Here is a 17288-nt window from a genome sequence, read left to right as displayed (position 1 = left end):
CCCGGTCGGCCCGCGCTAGCCCCCGTACGGCTGCCGGACGTTCTCGCACGTCGAAGGGCCCGGTGTCGCGTCGGCGATCCACGGGCCGTCCTCGGACGGGTCCACGACGCCCTCTTCCAGCCACGTGTAGGCGCCGCCGAGGACGCCCTTGACGACCTTGCGGTCGAGGTCGTCGGTGTTGGCCCACAGGCGGCCGAACAGTTCTTCGACGCGCAGGCGGGCCTGGCGGCAGAAGGCGTCGGCGAGCTGGTAGGCCTCCCGGCCGTGCTCGTCGCGGGTGCGCAGCCGCTCGGCCCGCACACAGGCCGCGCTCATCGCGAACAGTTCCGCGCCGATGTCCACGATCCGGCCGAGGAAGCCCTGCTTGGTCTCCATCCGGCCCTGCCAGCGGGACATGCCGTAGAAGGTGGCGCGGGCCAGCCTGCGGGCGGCGCGCTCGACGTAGCGCAGATGCCCGGACAGGTCGACACCGTGCCGGAACTCGCCGTACGACGACGGCAGTTGACCCGGTCCCGCGACCAGCCTCGGCAGCCACTTGGCGTAGAAGACGCCCGCGTGGGCGCCCGCCTTCGCCTTGTCGGAAAGGGACTTGGACGGGTCGATGAGATCGCCGGCGACCGAGAGATGGGCGTCCACGGCCTCGCGGGCGATCAGCAGGTGCATGATCTCCGTGGAGCCCTCGAAGATCCGGTTGATGCGCAGGTCGCGCAGCATCTGCTCGGCGGGTACGGCCCGTTCGCCGCGCGCCTTGAGGGACTCGGCCGTCTCGTAGCCGCGCCCGCCCCGGATCTGGACCAGCTCGTCGGCCATCCTCCAGGCCATCTCGGAGCCGTAGAGCTTGGCGAGGGCGGCCTCGATGCGGATGTCGTTGCGGTCCTCGTCGGCCATCTGGGACGACAGGTCGAGCACCGCCTCCAGGGCGAAGGTGGTCGCCGCGATGAAGCTGATCTTGGCGCCGACGGCCTCGTGCAGCGCGAGGGGCTTGCCCCACTGCTCGCGCTCGGCCGACCATTCACGGGCGATTTTCAGACACCATTTACCGGCGCCGGCGCACATCGCGGGCAGTGAGAGGCGACCGGTGTTGAGAGTGGTGAGCGCGATCTTCAGACCGGCGCCCTCGGGCCCGATCCGGTGCGCGGCCGGCACCCGCACCCGGTGGAAGCGGGTCACGCCGTTCTCGATGCCGCGCAGCCCCATGAAGGCGTTGCGGTGCTCGACGGTGACGCCCTCGGAGCGGGCCTCCACGACGAACGCGGTGATGCCGCCCTTGTGCCCCTCCGATTTCGGCACCCGCGCCATGACGACCAGCAGGTCGGCGACGACCCCGTTGGTGGTCCACAGCTTCACGCCGTCGAGGACGTACTCGTCTCCCTCGGGCACGGCGGTGGTGGCGAGCCGCGCGGGGTCCGAGCCGACGTCGGGCTCGGTGAGCAGGAAGGCGGAGATGTCGGTGCGCGCGCAGCGCGGCAGGAAGGCATCCTTCTGCTCCTCCGTGCCGAACATCTTCAGCGGCTGGGGCACGCCGATCGACTGGTGCGCGGAGAGCAGGGCGCCGACCGCGGGGCTCACGGAGCCGACCAGGGCGAGCGCCTTGTTGTAGTAGAGCTGGGTGAGGCCGAGACCGCCGTACTTGGGGTCGATCTTCATGCCGAGGGCGCCGAGTTCCTTCAGGCCCGCCACGACCTCGTCCGGGATGCGGGCCTCCCGCTCGATGCGGGCGGAGTCGATCTCCGTCTCGCAGAAGGCGCGCAGCTTGGCCAGGAACTCCTCACCGCGCCGTACGGACTCCTCGGCGGGCATCGGGTGCGGATGCACGAGATCGAGCCGGAAACGCCCGAGGAACAGCTCCTTGGCGAAGCTGGGCTTGCGCCAGTCCTGTTCCCGGGCGGCCTCGGCCACCTGACGGGCCTCACGTTCGGTGACGTTGCTGCGGTGCGTGGAGGGGGCGGACATGGAGGCTCACCTCGCCGCGAAGAGGGACGACCGGGACCGTTCGCTACCGACCAGGTCTACTGGCTCGTTGGTACCTGAATCGGGCCCGCCCCGCCACCCCTCGCGCGCACGGCGGGGCCGTCCGGGTGGAGAAACCCCCTGGCGGAAGAAGAACGGCTGGTACCTCCGCACAGTAGGTACCAGCCGTTCGGTCAGAGCGCGAGCCCCGTCAGGACGAGCACGCGCTCGTAGGTGTAGTCCTCCATGGCGGAGCGGACGCCCTCGCGGCCGACGCCGGACTGCTTGGCGCCGCCGTAGGGCATCTGGTCGGCGCGGTAGGACGGGACGTCGCCGATCACCACGCCGCCGACCTCAAGGGCGCGGTGGGCGCGGAAGGCGGCCTGGAGGTCGTGGGTGAACACGCCCGCCTGGAGGCCGTACTTGGAGTCGTTGACCGCGGCGAACGCCTCGGCCTCGCCGTCCACCTTCTGCACGCTGAGGACCGGTCCGAAGACCTCCTCGCGGGCGAGGGTGACGTCCGAGGGCAGGTCGGTGAGCACGGTCGGCGCGTAGGAGGCGCCGTCGCGGTCGCCGCCGGTGAGCAGCGTGGCGCCGGCCTCGACGGCCTCCTTGACCCAGGACTCCACGCGCTTGGCGGCGTCCTCGCTGACCAGCGGGCCGACGTCGGTCTTGTCGTCGTTCGGGTCACCGGTGACCTGGGCCTCGACGGCGGCCACGATGCGCGGCAGCAGCCGGTCGTACACCGGGGCGTCCACGATCACGCGCTGCACGGAGATGCAGGACTGGCCACCCTGGTAGTTGGAGAAGGTCGCGATACGGGTCGCGGCCCAGTCCAGGTCGGCGTCGGAGGCGAAGTCGCCGAGGACGACGGCCGCGCCGTTGCCGCCCAGCTCCAGCGTGCAGTGCTTGCGCGGCACCGAGTCCATGATCGCGTAGCCGACCTTCTCGGAACCGGTGAAGGAGATGACCGGCAGGCGCTCGTCCTGGACCAGGGCGGGCATCTTCTCGTTGGCGACCGGCAGGATCGACCAGGAGCCGGCCGGCAGGTCGGTCTCGGCGAGCAGCTCGCCGATGACCAGGCCGGACAGCGGGGTGGCCGGGGCCGGCTTGAGGATGATCGGGGCGCCGGCCGCGATCGCCGGGGCGATCTTGTGGGCGCACAGGTTCAGCGGGAAGTTGAACGGCGCGATGCCGAGCACGACGCCCTTCGGGAAGCGCCGGACGAGCGCGAGCCGGCCCTCGCCGCCGCCGTCGGTGTCGAGGCGCTGGGCCTCGCCGCCGTTGAACCGGCGGGCCTCCTCGGCGGCCCAGCGGAACACCGAGGCGGCGCGGCCGACCTCGCCGCGGGCCCACTTGATGGGCTTGCCGTTCTCGGCGGAGATCAGCCGGCCGATCTCCTCGGTGCGCTCGACCAGGCGCTTGGCCACGTGGTCGAGGGCGGCGGCCCGCACGTGCGCCGGGGTGGCGGCGAACTCGTCGCGGGCGGCGTACGCGGCGGCCACGGCCTCCTCGACCTGGGCGTCGGTCGGCACGCTGACGGTGCCGACGAGCCGGCCGTCCCACGACGAGGTGACGTCGAAGGTGTCGTCGCCGGTGACCTGGCGGCCGGCGAGCCAGAAGGCAGTGGTGGAAGTCATGTGCGATTCCCGGCCTTTCCGCGTTTTGGGGGCGTCCTTGGCTTTCGTGCTCCACGGTAGGGCGGCGGGGGCCGGGGGTCGCTTGTCCGTGCCGTAGCAGTAGGCGCCGTGGGCACTACTGATTGGACTACTACTGCTCGGTCGAGGTGGCCTTCAGCGCGAGCCACAGCTCCATGCGGACGTCGGCGTCGTCCAGCGAACGCCCGAGGATCTCCTCGACCCGGCGCATCCGGTAGCGCAGCGTGTGCCGGTGGACGCCCAGGTCGGCGGCGGCCGCGTCCCACTGCCCGTGCCGGGAGAGCCAGGCCCGCAGCGAGGCGACCAGGTCGCCGCGGCCGGTGGCGTCGTGCTCGTACAGCGGCCGCAGCAGCCCGTCGGCGAACGCCTTCACCGCGTCGTCGGCCAGCAGCGGCAGCACGGACCCGGCGGCCAGTTGCTCGTGCTCGACCAGCACCCGCCCCCGGCGCCGGGCCACCGACAGCGACTGCTCGGCCTGCTTGTAGGCGGCCGCGGCGGCGATCGGACCGGCCGGCGCGGACAGCCCCACGACGAGTTCGTCCTCGTCGGCGGTGGCGTGCTCGGGGGTGGCGCGGACCACCTCCAGCTCCGCGGCCCAGCCGACGCAGGCGGCCACCGCCGCGCCGCCGTCCGCGGCGAGCACCACCAGCCGCTCCCCCTCCGGCACCACCAGCACCGCCTCGCCGGAGCGCGCGGCGGCGGCCTCCATGGCCTCCGCGAGGGCGCCGAGCCGGTCGCCGGCGGCCGCGGTGCCCCTCGGCCCGGGCACCGAGTCGGCGACGATCACCCGGAACGGCGCGTCCAGCAGTCCGCCGTACAGGTCCCCGGCCACGGCGCGGGCGTGGTCGGGCTCGCCGGCGAGCAGCATGCGCAGGACCGCGGTGCCGATGCGCTGCTCGGCGGCGTGCAGGGAGCGGGAGCGCTCGGTGGTGAGGGTGAGCAGGGCGATGGCGGAATGGACGGCGTAGCGCTCGGCGGTGCCGAGGGCGGCGGCGGTGCCGACGGCGAGGGCGGCGCGCGGGCGGCGGCCGGTGCCGAGGGAGTGCAGTTCGACGCGGTCCTCGTGCTCGGGCCCGCCGACCACGGAGGAGGCGGGCGCCGGGCGCTCGCGGAGCCGCTCGACGTCGCCGGTGAGCCGGGCGGCGCGGCGGCCGGCCCACTCGGGGGCCGCGGCGACGACGGTGCCCGAGGCGTCGTACAGCGCGGCCCATCCGTCGAGCTGGGCGGCGAGCGCGGTGAGGAGTCCCTCGGGGCCGGCGTTCAGGGCCTGCCTGGTCAGCTCGCGCTGGGCGGCGAAGCCGGCGGTGACGGCGCGGTACTGGTCGGCGGCGATGGCGGCGGAGACGGCCTTGCTGATGGCGAGGAAGGGGGTGCGGCGGGGGACTTCGAGCAGCGGCAGCCCCTCTTCCTGGCAGGCGTCCACCAGTGCCTTCGGGATCTCCTCGTAGTTCACCCCGACGGCGAACCCGAGGCCGACCACGCCCGCGCCGGCCAGCCGCCGCACGTACCGCCGCATGGCCTCCGGGTTCTCCGCGTCCAGCTTGAGCGCGGTGATCAGCAGCAGCTCGCCGCCCTCCATGTACGGCACCGGGTCGGCCAGCTCGCTGACGTGCGCCCAGCGCACGGGCACGCCGAGGCGGTCGCCACCGGCGCGGACGGTCAGCTTCAGCGCCGAGTGGTGGACGAGCGAGGCGAGCGTCGGGGGCATGGTGCCTTCACGGTGACGGAGATCTGTCTTGGCCGCCACGTACCAACGGCCTCCCCCGATTCTGCCTCACCGTCCCCTCACCCCCGCAGATCCACCAACAACGGCGGCGCGTGCTCCCCCCGCACACTGGTCAACGACAACACCGCGTGCCCCGCCGGAACCCCGTGCGCCAACTCGGACGCGGACCAGCGCTCGCGTTCCACTTGGCGGATGGTGACGGCCTCTGTGGTCACCGCCTTGCCGGTCACCAGCTTGCGCAGGGCATGGATCGCCCTGGTCATCGGCTGGTCGGCGAACACGGTGTGCCGGGCCACGTCCCGGGTCTCCACCCACTGCGTGCCCCAGGCCTCCGCGAACCTGCTGCCGTCCCACGTGGTGACCCCCGAGAAGGCCATCCGGCAGCCGACCGCCGCGTACAGCGGCCCGTGCAGCGACTCGGGAACGTCACCGACAGTGCGCAGGGCGAGCACCACGCCCGCGTCGCGGGAGCGCAGGCGCTGGATGCGCCGGACGGACTCGGCCGTCACCGCGCCCGTGGCGTCGTCCAGGACGAGGCAGGCGAAGTGGTTCCGGCCACCTGCCATCGCCACGGCGCCGAACTGCGCGAGCACCAGCCGGGTGATGATCCGGGACACCTCCTCGTGTCCGCGGTCCGGCAGGTCGATACGGACCCGCAGCGGATGCGGGGCGATGGCGCGCAACGAAAACGGCCGGCCGCCCCCTCCGCCCGCACCGAAGAACTCCGCGAACGCCGGACGGACCAGCAGCGCGAGCCGGTCGGCCAGAACCGGCCCGGGGTCGCCCGTACTCCCCGCCTGCCGGACGCGTGCGTCGAGTTCGCGGCGCATCACCGTGTGCTCGTCCGCCGCGAGCGCCACCCGTAGCGCACCCAGGGCCGACGGGTCGCCCTCCAGTAGTTCCCGCAGCTCGGGCAGGGTCGGGAAGCGTCCGTACGCGGCCCGGTACGGACCGAGGAGCTGGGCCAGCGCGGTGACGGCCCGCTGCCCGCTCACCGTGTCCAGGTCACCGGCCAGTCCCTCCGCCAGGAAGGCGGCCGCCTCGTCCGGGTCATCGGAGTCCGCGTAAGGGTCGAGGTCGTGCACCGACACGGGGTCGCCGAGTCGTACGACGACGTCGAAGCCGGAGTCGGGGCCGAGCGGGGTGCCTGCGGCGCACACGGCGACGACGGCGCACTGTCCGGCGAGCGCCTGCAGGGTCAGCGACTCGACGACGGGCTTGATCAGATGACGTGTCTTGCCCGAGCCCGCGGGCCCGACGGCCAGCAGTGAGGTGCCCAGGGTGTCCGGTGCGAGGGCCGCGCCCGCGCCGCCGTAGGCGAGCGGGGTGCGCTCGCCCGCCACCCACTGCCCGAGGCGTACCTGCCCGGCGAGCAGGTCGTGCCTGGCGCTCCGGCCCGGCAGGTCGCGGGCGCCGGAGGGGTGGGTCCAGGAGGCGCCGGCCTCGCGCAGCACCGTGTCGGTGAAGGAGGACAGCCGTGCCTGGGCCCGCGCCACGGTCCACATGTGGCCGACCCTGGCGCAGTCCACGTCGTTCATCCGGCCGGTGTGCACCTCGGCGGTGAGCAGGTCCGCGGCCTGATGCTGACCGGCCTCCCGCAACTCGGGCCACTGCGACGGACGCCGCTCGGCAGCCGGTTGCGCGGCCCCCGCGGTCTTCGCCCGCTCACGCGCGGCGAGCTTCTGCTTCGCGAGCGGCCACCAGCCGCCGATCCGGGCGAACGGCCACAGCACCAGCAAGGTGATCAGCGCGTACAGGCTGTCGGTGACCAGGACCGACGCGAACACCTCGTAGCTTCCCGTGATCAGGACGATGAGGGAGAACAACGGATCCTGGACGGGCAAGGGGTCCCAGCCGACCCCGAAGGCCCTGGGGAAGACGAAGGACAACGCGATCAGGGCGCCCAGGGCCGCGAGGAGGGCGCGAGTGGGCTGGGGCCGGCCGGTGACGACGTGCCGGACGATGTCGCGCCAGCTTCCCAGGCGCGCCATGGCGTAGACGAGGATCGCGAAGAACACACCGTCGGCGACCGTTATGGCCTCGGCGCCCTGGTAGCCCTTCGGCGACGTGGTCCCCGGCCACCACCAGCCGTCCGGGGTGAGCAGCTTCAGGACCGCCCACTGATAGGGGATGCTGCCGTGTCGCCACAGCGACCACACGAGAAGCCCCGCCGCCAGGGGAATGAAGAAGCCGACGATGGTGACAGGCGCCAGGCGCTGTTCCCGGCGCGCGGCCCCGGGCTGCCGGTAGCCATGGCGCCAGATGCCCGGCGCGGCGACCGGGCGTGGCTCGTCGAGCCAGTCGGCGACCGGGGAACGGGGATGCGGAGGCTGCGAGGCATAGGAGGAGTGCGGGGCGACGGGCGGTGTCGTCGGGCGAGGTGGGGTGTTCGGGGGGGCCGATGGGCGGGTTGGATGGGGGATCGCGTCGGGTTGGGTTCTGTTTGTGTGGTGGGTTTCGTCGTTCTGCATCCGCCCTGCCCCCTGACCAGCCGTTCCGTCCACCGTCTGCGAGCAATCTAGTGCCTGGGGAGGGGAGTTCACCGGTTACATCGCCGCGGGGGTGCGGCGGGGGCGCCCGGCGGCTCCCCGGGCCGTAGGCTCGCTATGTCCACCGCGGACAACCGCGGCACGCCACAACGCCCACATGGAGCATGCCCACCTCCCCGCACCCGTCTTAGCCTGCGAGAAAAGAAGGCAAGCGTCCGTAATACCCCCAGGAGCCCCGCATGACCGCACTTCCGCAGGAGCGCCGCGTCGTCACCGCCATCCCCGGCCCGAAGTCGCAGGAGCTGCAGGCCCGCCGTAACGCCGTGGTCGCCCAGGGTGTGGGCTCCACGCTGCCGGTCTTCGTCACGCGCGCCGGCGGCGGTGTCATCGAGGACGTGGACGGCAACAGCCTGATCGACTTCGGCTCCGGTATCGCCGTGACCAGCGTCGGCGCCTCCGCCGAGGCCGTCGTACGCCGCGCCTCCGCCCAGCTCGCGGACTTCACCCACACCTGTTTCATGGTCACCCCGTACGAGGGCTATGTGGCCGTCGCCGAGGCGCTGGCCGAGCTGACGCCGGGTGACCACGCCAAGAAGTCCGCGCTGTTCAACTCCGGCGCCGAGGCCGTCGAGAACGCCGTCAAGATCGCGCGCGCCTACACCAAGCGGCAGGCCGTCGTCGTCTTCGACCACGGGTACCACGGGCGCACCAACCTCACCATGGCGCTGACGGCGAAGAACATGCCGTACAAGCACGGCTTCGGCCCGTTCGCGCCCGAGGTCTACCGCGTCCCGGTCGCCTACGGCTACCGCTGGCCGACCGGTGCGCAGAACGCCGGCCCCGAGGCCGCCAAGCAGGCCATCGACCAGATCACCAAGCAGGTCGGCCCGGACAACGTGGCCGCGATCATCATCGAGCCGGTGCTCGGCGAGGGCGGCTTCATCGAGCCGGCCAAGGGCTTCCTGCCGGCCATCCGCCAGTTCGCCGCCGACAACGGGATCGTGTTCGTCGCCGACGAGATCCAGTCCGGTTTCTGCCGGACCGGGCAGTGGTTCGCGTGCGAGGACGAGGGCATCGTCCCGGACCTGATCACCACCGCCAAGGGCATCGCCGGCGGTCTCCCGCTCGCCGCCGTGACCGGCCGCGCCGAGATCATGGACGCCGCCCACGCCGGTGGCCTCGGCGGCACCTACGGCGGCAACCCCGTCGCCTGCGCCGGTGCGCTCGGCGCCATCGAGACCATGAAGGAGCTCGACCTCAACGGCAAGGCCAAGCGCATCGAGGAGATCATGAAGGGTCGCCTCGCCGCCATGGCCGAGAAGTTCGACGTCATCGGCGAGGTGCGCGGCCGTGGCGCGATGATCGCCATCGAGCTGGTCAAGGACCGCGCGACCAAGGAGCCGGCCCCCGAGGCCACCGCCGCGCTGGCCAAGGCCTGCCACGCCGAGGGCGTCCTGGTCCTGACCTGCGGCACCTACGGCAACGTGGTGCGCTTCCTGCCCCCGCTGGTCATCGGCGAGGACCTGCTCAACGAGGGTCTCGACGTCGTCGAGCAGGCCCTGGCCCGTATCTGAGGTTCCGGGATCCGGCTGCGGCAGGCCTTGTGAAGAAGGTGTGCGGGGTGCATGACGGGACGGGGATCCTCCTGCCCAAGCGCCTCGGCCTGCCGTAGGTTCTACCCAGATGAGAGATACACCCCGCCCACGGGGGACCGTGGGCGACCTCAGGCCGGGGCCTCCCCAGCTTCGACCTGGTCGTGCCTGCGCGCACACATCCGGCGCCTGACGCCGGGATCTCCTCACCGATCGGACGGTCGCCGCCCCAAACCCCCCGGGGCGCGCGACGTTCCGGTCCGGACGGCCGCCCCGTGACGACCCCCCCCCTGTTCCGGGGCGGCCGGCCTCCTCCCTCCGGACAGCCGGAACAAACGGATCTCCGGGTTCCCGTGCGGACAGCCTCCGTATCCGGCCCCGGTACGACCCCTCCCGCGCGCGCCTGCGAAGCTGGCCCCCGTGTCGAACCCCGCCCGCCGCGCCCTTCTCCTCGGCGTCCCGGCAGCCGTCCTCTTCCTGCTGATCACCTGGCAGGTCGTCGGCCACGGCCCGCTGCTGCGCGCGGACGCCCGCCTCAGCCGGGACCTGGTCCACCCGGACCGCTTCTCGCAGTTCCTCTCCGACCTCGGCGACGTCCAGGTCGCCGCCCCGGTCCTGGCCGTCGCCGTGGGACACGGCCTGTGGCGCGGCCGGGGCGCCGGGCACGCGCGCTGGTGGCTGCCCCCCGTCGCGGCCGCCGCGCTGCTGGCGCTGCTGCCGGCGCTCGTGGTGCCGCTGAAGGACTGGGCCGCCCGGCCGGGGACCCCCGTGGTGCCCCCGGCCGTCGGCTACTTCCCCTCCGGGCACACGGCGACCGCCGCCGTCGCCTACGGCTCCGCGACCCTCCTGCTGCTGCCCTGGCTGCGTTCCCGCGCCGCCCGCCGCGCTGTCCTCGCGCTCTGCGCGGCCCTGGTCCTGGGCGTCTCCTACGGCCTCGTCCGCCACGGCTACCACTGGCCCCTGGACGTGCTGGCCAGTTGGTGCCTCGGCGCGGTCCTGCTGACCGCGCTCGGCGCGGTGCCCGGGTTCAGCCGAAGTAGCCGTCGAACGTCTTCTGGAACTCCCAGTTCGAGTAGCGGTCCCAGTTGACCGACCAGGTCATCAGGCCGCGCAGGTCCGGCCAGGTGCCATGGGTGGTGTACGAGCCGCAGCCCGACTTCTTCGTCAGGCAGTCCAGGGTCTTGGTGACCTCGGCGGGGGACACGTAGCCGTTGCCCGCGTTGGTGGACGCGGGCATGCCGATCGCCACCTGGTCGGGGCGCAGCGGCGGGAAGACGTTGCCCGGATCGCCGGCGACCGGGAAGCCGGTGAGGAGCATGTCGGTCATGGCGATGTGGAAGTCGGCGCCGCCCATGGAGTGGTACTGGTTGTCCAGGCCCATGATCGGGCCGGAGTTGTAGTCCTGGACGTGCAGCAGGGTGAGGTCGTCGCGCAGGGCGTAGATCACCGGGAGGTAGGCGCCGCAGCGCGGGTCCTGGCCGCCCCATTTGCCGGTGCCGTAGTACTGGTAGCCGTTCTGCACGAAGAAGGTCTCCGGCGCCATGGTGAGCACGAACTTCGCGCCGTACTCGGCCTTCAGGGTCCTCAGCGCGGAGATGAGGTTGACGATCACGGGCGTGGTCGGGTTCTTGAAGTCCGTGTCGCTGGTGTCCAGGGACAGCGAGTGGCCCTCGAAGTCGATGTCGAGGCCGTCGAGCCCGTAGTCGTCGATGATCTTCGAGACGGAGGCGACGAAGGCGTCCCGGGCCGCCGTGGTGGTGAGCTGGACCTGGCCGTTCTGGCCGCCGACGGAGATCAGCACCTTCTTGCCCGCCGCCTGCTTGGCCTTGATCGCCGCCTTGAAGTCGGCGTCGCTCTCGGCGTTCGGGCAGTCGGTGACCGGACAGCGGGTGAACCGCACGTCCCCGGAGGTGGCCGAGGTGGGCTCGGCGAAGGCCAGGTCGATGACGTCCCAGCTGTCGGGGACGTCCGCGAGCCGGGTGTATCCGGAGCCGTTGGCGAAGCTCGCGTGGAGGTAGCCGACGAGGGCGTGCGCCGGCAGCCCCGCCGAACCGCCGCCGGACCCGCCGCCCGAGCCGCCCGAGTCGTCCGACCCGGTCGTCACCACCACCGCCGCCGACTTCGCGGACTCCCCCGCGGGGCCGACCGCCGTGACCTGGAAGCTGTACGCCGTCGAGGCCGTGAGCCCGGTGACGGTCGCCGAAGTCCCGCTCGGCGTCTGGACCTTCACCCCGTCGCGGTAGACCGCGTACCCGGTGGCGCCGGGCACCGCCGACCAGGACAGCGCGACCGAAGTGGCGGTGACGGAGGAGGCGTTGAGGCCGGTCGGCGGGGCGGGCGGCTGCGTGGTGCCGCTGCCGCCGGGCCCGGTGAGCGAGAGGTCGTCGGCGTCGTAGGCGCCCGTGCCGTACCAACCGTGGATGTAGACCGTCACGTTGGTGGTCGAGGGTCCGGTGGTGAAGGTGGTGCTCAGCGGCTGCCAGTCCGGTGCCGACTGGGTCCAGGTGGAGACGTCGGTGGTGCCGGTGCCGCTCGCGCCCAGGTAGACGTACGAGCCGCGGACGTAACCGGCCAGCGTGTAGCGCGCGTTGGGCTGGACGCTCACGGTCTGCGCGCACTGGGCGTTGTCGCTGCCGGCCGGGGTGGCCTGGAGCGCGGAACTGCCGCTGTGCACAGGCGAGTTGACCGTCCTACCGGAAGCGGCGGAACAGGTCCAGCCGGTCAGGCCGGACTCGAATCCGCCGTTCTGGAGCACGTCCGCGTCGGCCGCCCGGGCGGCCGGCGCGAGCGCGGTGAGGCCGGGCACGGCGAGGGCCGTCGCCGCGAGAAGGGCGAGCAGGGGTCTGGAGCGGTCCACGAAGACCTCCGGGCAGGGGGGAGTTGGAGGGTGGAACGGCACTCAATTTGGTCCAGACCAATCCTGGTGTCAAGACAGCCGGGCGCTACCCGTCCTCCCCCGCCCCCAGCACCAGCCGCGCCGCCGCCTCGTGCATCGCCAGTTCCAGCAGCGCCGCGTCGGTCAGCGTGCCCGAGCCGTCCGGCGGCACCAACCAGCGCACCCCCCGGGCCGCCCGGCCCGGATGCGGTACGACGATCCAAGTGCCGGCCCCGGCGGTGCGGACACCGGTGCCGAGCCAGCGTCCCGCGGTGCCCGGCTGCACCAGGAACCCGACCCGGTGGTCGCCGGAGTCGGCGAGCACCGGGCCGGGCCGGCCGAGCACACGGGTCAGCACGTCCAGCGTCGGATGGCCCAGGTGGCCCGGCAGGATCAGCACGTCCCAGGCCCGCCCCGCGGGCAGCAGCGCCACCCCGTGCGGATTGCGCTCCCACTCCCTGCGGCAGCCGTCGGGGTCCGGCGCCACGGACGCCAGCCACTCCACCGCCGTCTTCGCCCTGGTCATCAGCAGGCCTCCCGCTCTCCTCGGTGACCGACGCGGTCGCGTCGCCTCGGCAGGAGAGAGGGAGGCCGTCCGGGAGCATTACGCGGGTTGCACGCCCCTTGGGAAGTGACGTGGGTCACACGAACTAGCTGTCGAAGCCCAGGCCCAGCTTGTCCATCGTGCGCAGCCACAGGTTCCGGCGGCCGCCGTGGGCGTCCGCGCGGGCCAGCGACCACTTGGTGAGGGCGATGCCGGTCCAGGCGAACGGCTCGGGCGGGAACGGCAGCGGCCGCTTGCGCACCATCTCCAGTTCGGTGCGCTCGGTGCGCCGCCCGTCCAGCAGGTCGAGCATCACGTCCGCGCCGAAGCGGGTCGCGCCGACGCCGAGGCCGGTGAAGCCCGCCGCGTACGCCACCTTGTCCTGGTGGGCGGTGCCGAAGAACGCCGAGAAGCGGGAGCAGGTGTCGATCGCGCCGCCCCAGGCGTGGGTGAAGCGGACGCCCTCCAGCTGCGGGAAGCAGGTGAAGAAGTGCCCCGCGAGCTTGGCGTAGGTCTCGGGGCGGTCGTCGTACTCCGCCCGGACCCGGCCGCCGTAGTGGTGGATGGCGTCGTAACCGCCCCACAGGATCCGGTTGTCGGCGGACAGCCGGAAGTAGTGGAACTGGTTGGCGCTGTCGCCGAGGCCCTGCCGGCCCCGCCAGCCGATCTCCGCGAGCTGCTCGTCGCCGAGCGGCTCGGTCATCAGCGCGTAGTCGTAGACCGGGACGGTGTACGAGCGCACCCGGCGCAGCAGGCTCGGGAAGATGTTGGTGCCGAGCGCGACCTTGCGGGCGCGCACGGCGCCGTACGGGGTGCGGACGGCCATCCCGGCGCCGTACGGCTTGAGGGTGAGCGCGGGCGTGTGCTCGTACACCCGCACCCCGAGCCGCAGGCACGCCTGCTTCAGGCCCCAGGCGAGCTTCGCCGGGTGCAGCATGGCCACGCCCCGGCGGTCGAACAGGCCCGCCTTGAAGGTCGGCGAGTTCACCTGGGCGCGCACGGCGTCGGCGTCCAGGAAGTCGATCCCGTCCGCGAGGCCCTGCTCCCTCAGTTCCCGGTGCCAGTCGCGCAGCTCCGCCGCCTGGTAGGACTCGGTGGCCACGTCGATCTCGCCGGTGCGCTCGAACTCGCAGTCGATGCCGTGCCGGGCGACGGCCGCCTCGATCTCGTCGAGGTTGCGCCGGCCCAGCTCCTCCAGCTTGTGGATCTCGCCGGGCCAGCGGGTCAGCCCGTTGGGCAGACCGTGGGTGAGGGAGGCGGCGCAGAAGCCGCCGTTGCGGCCGGAGGCGGCCCAGCCCACCTCACGGCCTTCCAGCAGGACCACGTCCCGCCCCGGATCGCGCTCCTTTGCGTTGAGCGCGGTCCACAGCCCGCTGTAGCCGCCGCCGACGACCAGCAGGTCGCAGGTCTCGGGGCCGGTGAGGGCGGGCTCGGGCTGGGGCTTGCCAGGGTCTTCCAGCCAGTACGGGACCGGCTGGGCTTCGGAGAGAGAGGCGATCCAGTTGTCTCGGCCACGATTCATGGCGCTTGGGGCCATGATTTCAACTCCCTACAGAGCTTTGTGCTTTTTTCGGCTTACGCCTTTTGGCTGTTACGGCGATTGTTGACCAGCATCGACACCAGGACCAGCAGCACCGCGAGGAGGAACATGGCCGTGCCGATCACATTGATCTGGACGGGCGTTCCGCGCTGCGCCGAGCCCCACACGAACATGGGGAACGTGACGGTCGAGCCGGCGTTGAAATTGGTGATGATGAAATCGTCGAAGGAGAGCGCGAAGGACAGCAGCGCGCCCGCGGCGATTCCGGGTGCCGCGATCGGCAGGGTGACCCGCACGAAGGTCTGCACGGGCCCGGCGTACAGGTCCCGGGCGGCCTCCTCAAGGCGCGGGTCCATCGACATCACACGCGCCTTGACCGCGGTGACGACGAAGCTGAGACAGAACATGATGTGGGCGATCAGGATCGTCCAGAAGCCCAGCTTGGCACCCATGTTGAGGAACAGGGTGAGCAGCGAGGCGGCCATGACGACCTCGGGCATCGCCATCGGCAGGAAGATCAGCGAGTTGATGGCGCCGCGGGCGCGGAAGCGGTAGCGGACCAGCGCGAAGGAGATCATCGTGCCGAGGACGGTGGCGCCCAGCGTCGCCCAGACGGCGATCTGGAGGCTGATGGACAGCGAGCCGCACATGTCGGCGACGCCGCACGGCTGTTTCCAGGCGTCCAGGGAGAACTGCTGCCACTGGTAGTTGAAGCGCCCCTTCGGTTTGTTGAAGGAGAACACCGTGACGATGATGTTCGGCAGCAGCAGGTACGCGAGGGTGAAGATTCCCGCGATGACGACGAGATGGCGCTTGAGCCAGTTGACGACGGGCATTTAGACCAGGTCCTCCGTCCCGGACCGGCGGATGTAGATCGTCACCACGGCCAGGATCGCGGCCATGAGGATGAAGGAGAGGGCCGCCGCCGTCGGATAGTCCAGAATTCGCAGGAACTGCGTCTGGATCACGTTGCCGATCATGCGGGTGTCGGTGGAGCCGAGGAGTTCGGAGTTGACGTAGTCACCGGCCGCCGGGATGAAGGTGAGCAGCGTGCCGGAGACCACGCCCGGCATCGACAGCGGGAAGGTCACCTTGCGGAAGGTGGTCCACGGCCTGGCGTACAGATCGCCGGCCGCCTCGTGCAGCCGTCCGTCGATCCGCTCCAGCGAGGTGTAGAGCGGCAGGATCATGAACGGCAGGAAGTTGTACGTCAGTCCGCACACCACCGCGAGCGGGGTGGCCAGCACCCGGTCGCCGGCCGTCCAGCCGAGGAAGTCGGTGAGGTCCAGGACGTGCAGCGAGTTGAGCACGTGTACGACGGGGCCGTTGTCGGCGAGGATCGTCTTCCAGGCCAGGGTGCGGATCAGGAAGCTGGTGAAGAACGGCGCGATCACCAGGATCATGATCAGGTTGCGCCAGCGGCCCGCGCGGAAGGCGATCAGGTAGGCCAGCGGGTAGCCGAGCAGCAGGCACAGCACGGTGGCGCCGGCCGCGTAGCACAGGGAGCGCACGAACTGCGGCCAGTACTCGGACAGCGCGTCCCAGTAGGTCACGAAGTGCCAGGTGACCTTGTAGCCCTCCTCCAGCGAGCCCGTCTGCACGGACGTGGAGGCCTGGTAGACCAGGGGCAGCGCGAAGAAGACGACCAGCCACAGGATGCCGGGTAGCAGCAGCCAGTACGGGGCGAACCGGCCGCGCCTGCGCGGCTTTTCGGCCGCCGGTTCGGCGGGGGCGAGCGGCGGGGGCGCCTCGGTGAGCGTCGGCATCAGACGGCGACCTCTTCCTCGGTGCCCGCGTCGATGGCCTGGCTCGCGTCGAGACCGAAGGTGTGCGCGGGGCTCCAGTGCAGGACGACGTCCGCGCCGGGGACCAGGCGGGCGTCCCGCTCGACGTTCTGGACGTAGACCGAGAGGCCGGCGCAGGCCGGGCTGTCGATGACGTACTGCGTGGAGACGCCGATGAAACTGGCGTCGGCGATCCTGCCGGTGAGGCGGTTGCGGCCCTCGGGTATGGCGCCCGCGTCGTCGGCGTGGGCCAGGGAGATCTTCTCGGGGCGGATGCCGACCAGCACCTTGCCGCCGGCCGGGGTGGGCGCGCCGCAGCGCGCGGCGGGCAGCACCAGCTTGTCGCCGCCGGCCCTGAGCACGACGTCGTCGCCGCTCTTGGTGTCGACCTCGGCCTCGATCAGGTTGGAGGTGCCGAGGAAGTTGGCGACGAAGGTGGTCCGCGGGTTCTCGTACAGGTCGGTGGGCGCGCCGAGCTGCTCGACGCGTCCGCCGTTCATCACGGCGACGGTGTCGGCCATGGTCATGGCCTCCTCCTGGTCGTGCGTGACGTGGATGAAGGTGATGCCGACCTCGGTCTGGATGCGCTTGAGCTCCAGCTGCATCTGGCGGCGCAGCTTGAGGTCGAGGGCGCCGAGCGGCTCGTCGAGCAGCAGCACCTTGGGGTGGTTGATCAGCGCGCGGGCGACGGCGACGCGCTGCTGCTGGCCGCCGGAGAGCTGGTGCGGCTTCTTGCGCGCCTGCTCGCCGAGCTGGACCAGCTCCAGCATGTCGTCGACCTGCTTCTTGACGCTCTTGATGCCGCGCCGGCGCAGGCCGAAGGCGACGTTCTCGAAGATGTCGAGGTGCGGGAAGAGCGCGTAGGACTGGAAGACCGTGTTGACCGGCCTCTTGTACGGCGGCAGATGGGTGACGTCCTGGTCGCCGAGGTGCACGGTGCCGCTGCTCGGCTCCTCCAGGCCCGCGATCATGCGCAGGGTGGTGGTCTTGCCGCAGCCGGAGGCGCCGAGCAGGGCGAAGAAGGAGCCCTGGGGAACGGTCAGGTCCAGCGGGTGGACGGCGGTGAAGGCGCCGTAGGTCTTGCCGATACCGGAGAGGCGGACGTCGCCGCTGTTGTCTGTCGTCATCGT

Annotated in this window: 12 protein-coding genes; 2 read left to right on the top strand and 10 right to left on the bottom strand. The window is 71.8% G+C overall.

The features are described from left to right. Positions 1-15: 15 nt before the first annotated feature. From AB0927_RS07375 to AB0927_RS07360, 4 genes are all read right to left on the bottom strand, one after another. Positions 16-1953, bottom strand: a complete 1938-nt coding sequence (locus AB0927_RS07375; protein WP_366666563.1) for an acyl-CoA dehydrogenase family protein — start codon at positions 1951-1953, stop codon at positions 16-18. Positions 1954-2144: 191 nt separating this feature from the next. Then, on the bottom strand, positions 2145-3590 hold the full coding sequence (locus AB0927_RS07370) for an aldehyde dehydrogenase family protein (RefSeq protein WP_366666562.1): 1446 nt from the start codon (positions 3588-3590) through the stop codon (positions 2145-2147). Positions 3591-3720: 130 nt separating this feature from the next. Beyond that, on the bottom strand, positions 3721-5316 hold the full coding sequence (locus AB0927_RS07365) for a PucR family transcriptional regulator (RefSeq protein WP_366666561.1): 1596 nt from the start codon (positions 5314-5316) through the stop codon (positions 3721-3723). Between the two features lie 77 nt (positions 5317-5393). Then, on the bottom strand, positions 5394-7805 hold the full coding sequence (locus AB0927_RS07360; RefSeq protein WP_366666560.1) for an ATP/GTP-binding protein: 2412 nt from the start codon (positions 7803-7805) through the stop codon (positions 5394-5396). 257 nt (positions 7806-8062) lie between these two features. On the opposite strand from AB0927_RS07360, the gene gabT reads away from it, so the two are divergent. Together gabT and AB0927_RS07350 are read left to right on the top strand one after the other, a co-directional pair. Continuing rightward, positions 8063-9397, top strand: coding sequence for a 4-aminobutyrate--2-oxoglutarate transaminase (gabT, locus tag AB0927_RS07355; RefSeq protein ID WP_366666559.1), 1335 nt, complete (start codon positions 8063-8065; stop codon positions 9395-9397). Positions 9398-9835: 438 nt separating this feature from the next. Next, complete coding sequence (locus AB0927_RS07350; protein ID WP_366666558.1) at positions 9836-10504, top strand: phosphatase PAP2 family protein; 669 nt, start codon at positions 9836-9838, stop codon at positions 10502-10504. Here the strand turns inward: AB0927_RS07350 and AB0927_RS07345 are convergent. From AB0927_RS07345 to AB0927_RS07320, 6 genes are all read right to left on the bottom strand, one after another. Next, positions 10443-12272 carry a glycoside hydrolase family 18 protein gene (locus tag AB0927_RS07345; RefSeq protein ID WP_366666557.1) on the bottom strand — a complete coding sequence of 610 codons (1830 nt, stop codon included), beginning with the start codon at positions 12270-12272 and terminating at the stop codon, positions 10443-10445. The genes AB0927_RS07350 and AB0927_RS07345 overlap by 62 nt on opposite strands. An 85-nt stretch (positions 12273-12357) precedes the next feature. After that, positions 12358-12816, bottom strand: a complete 459-nt coding sequence (locus AB0927_RS07340) for a hypothetical protein (protein ID WP_366666556.1) — start codon at positions 12814-12816, stop codon at positions 12358-12360. A gap of 124 nt (positions 12817-12940) precedes the next feature. Further along, entirely contained in the window at positions 12941-14371 is a 1431-nt protein-coding gene (locus AB0927_RS07335; protein ID WP_366666555.1) for an FAD-dependent oxidoreductase, read from the bottom strand. A gap of 38 nt (positions 14372-14409) precedes the next feature. Beyond that, complete coding sequence (locus AB0927_RS07330; RefSeq protein WP_366666554.1) at positions 14410-15210, bottom strand: ABC transporter permease; 801 nt, start codon at positions 15208-15210, stop codon at positions 14410-14412. Beyond that, positions 15211-16140, bottom strand: coding sequence for an ABC transporter permease (locus tag AB0927_RS07325; protein ID WP_366666553.1), 930 nt, complete (start codon positions 16138-16140; stop codon positions 15211-15213). It lies immediately after the preceding gene. Beyond that, positions 16140-17285 (bottom strand): ABC transporter ATP-binding protein, encoded by a 1146-nt coding sequence (locus AB0927_RS07320; protein WP_366666626.1) that lies wholly within the window; start codon positions 17283-17285, stop codon positions 16140-16142. Before AB0927_RS07320 ends, AB0927_RS07325 begins: the two co-directional genes overlap by 1 nt. Between the last annotated feature and the right edge of the window lie 3 nt (positions 17286-17288).

It is taken from the genome of Streptomyces sp. NPDC048106 (assembly GCF_040706415.1).
Taxonomy (GTDB): domain Bacteria; phylum Actinomycetota; class Actinomycetes; order Streptomycetales; family Streptomycetaceae; genus Streptomyces.
Note: the sequence above shows the minus strand (reverse complement) of the source record. Positions and strands in the feature narration are given on the sequence as shown.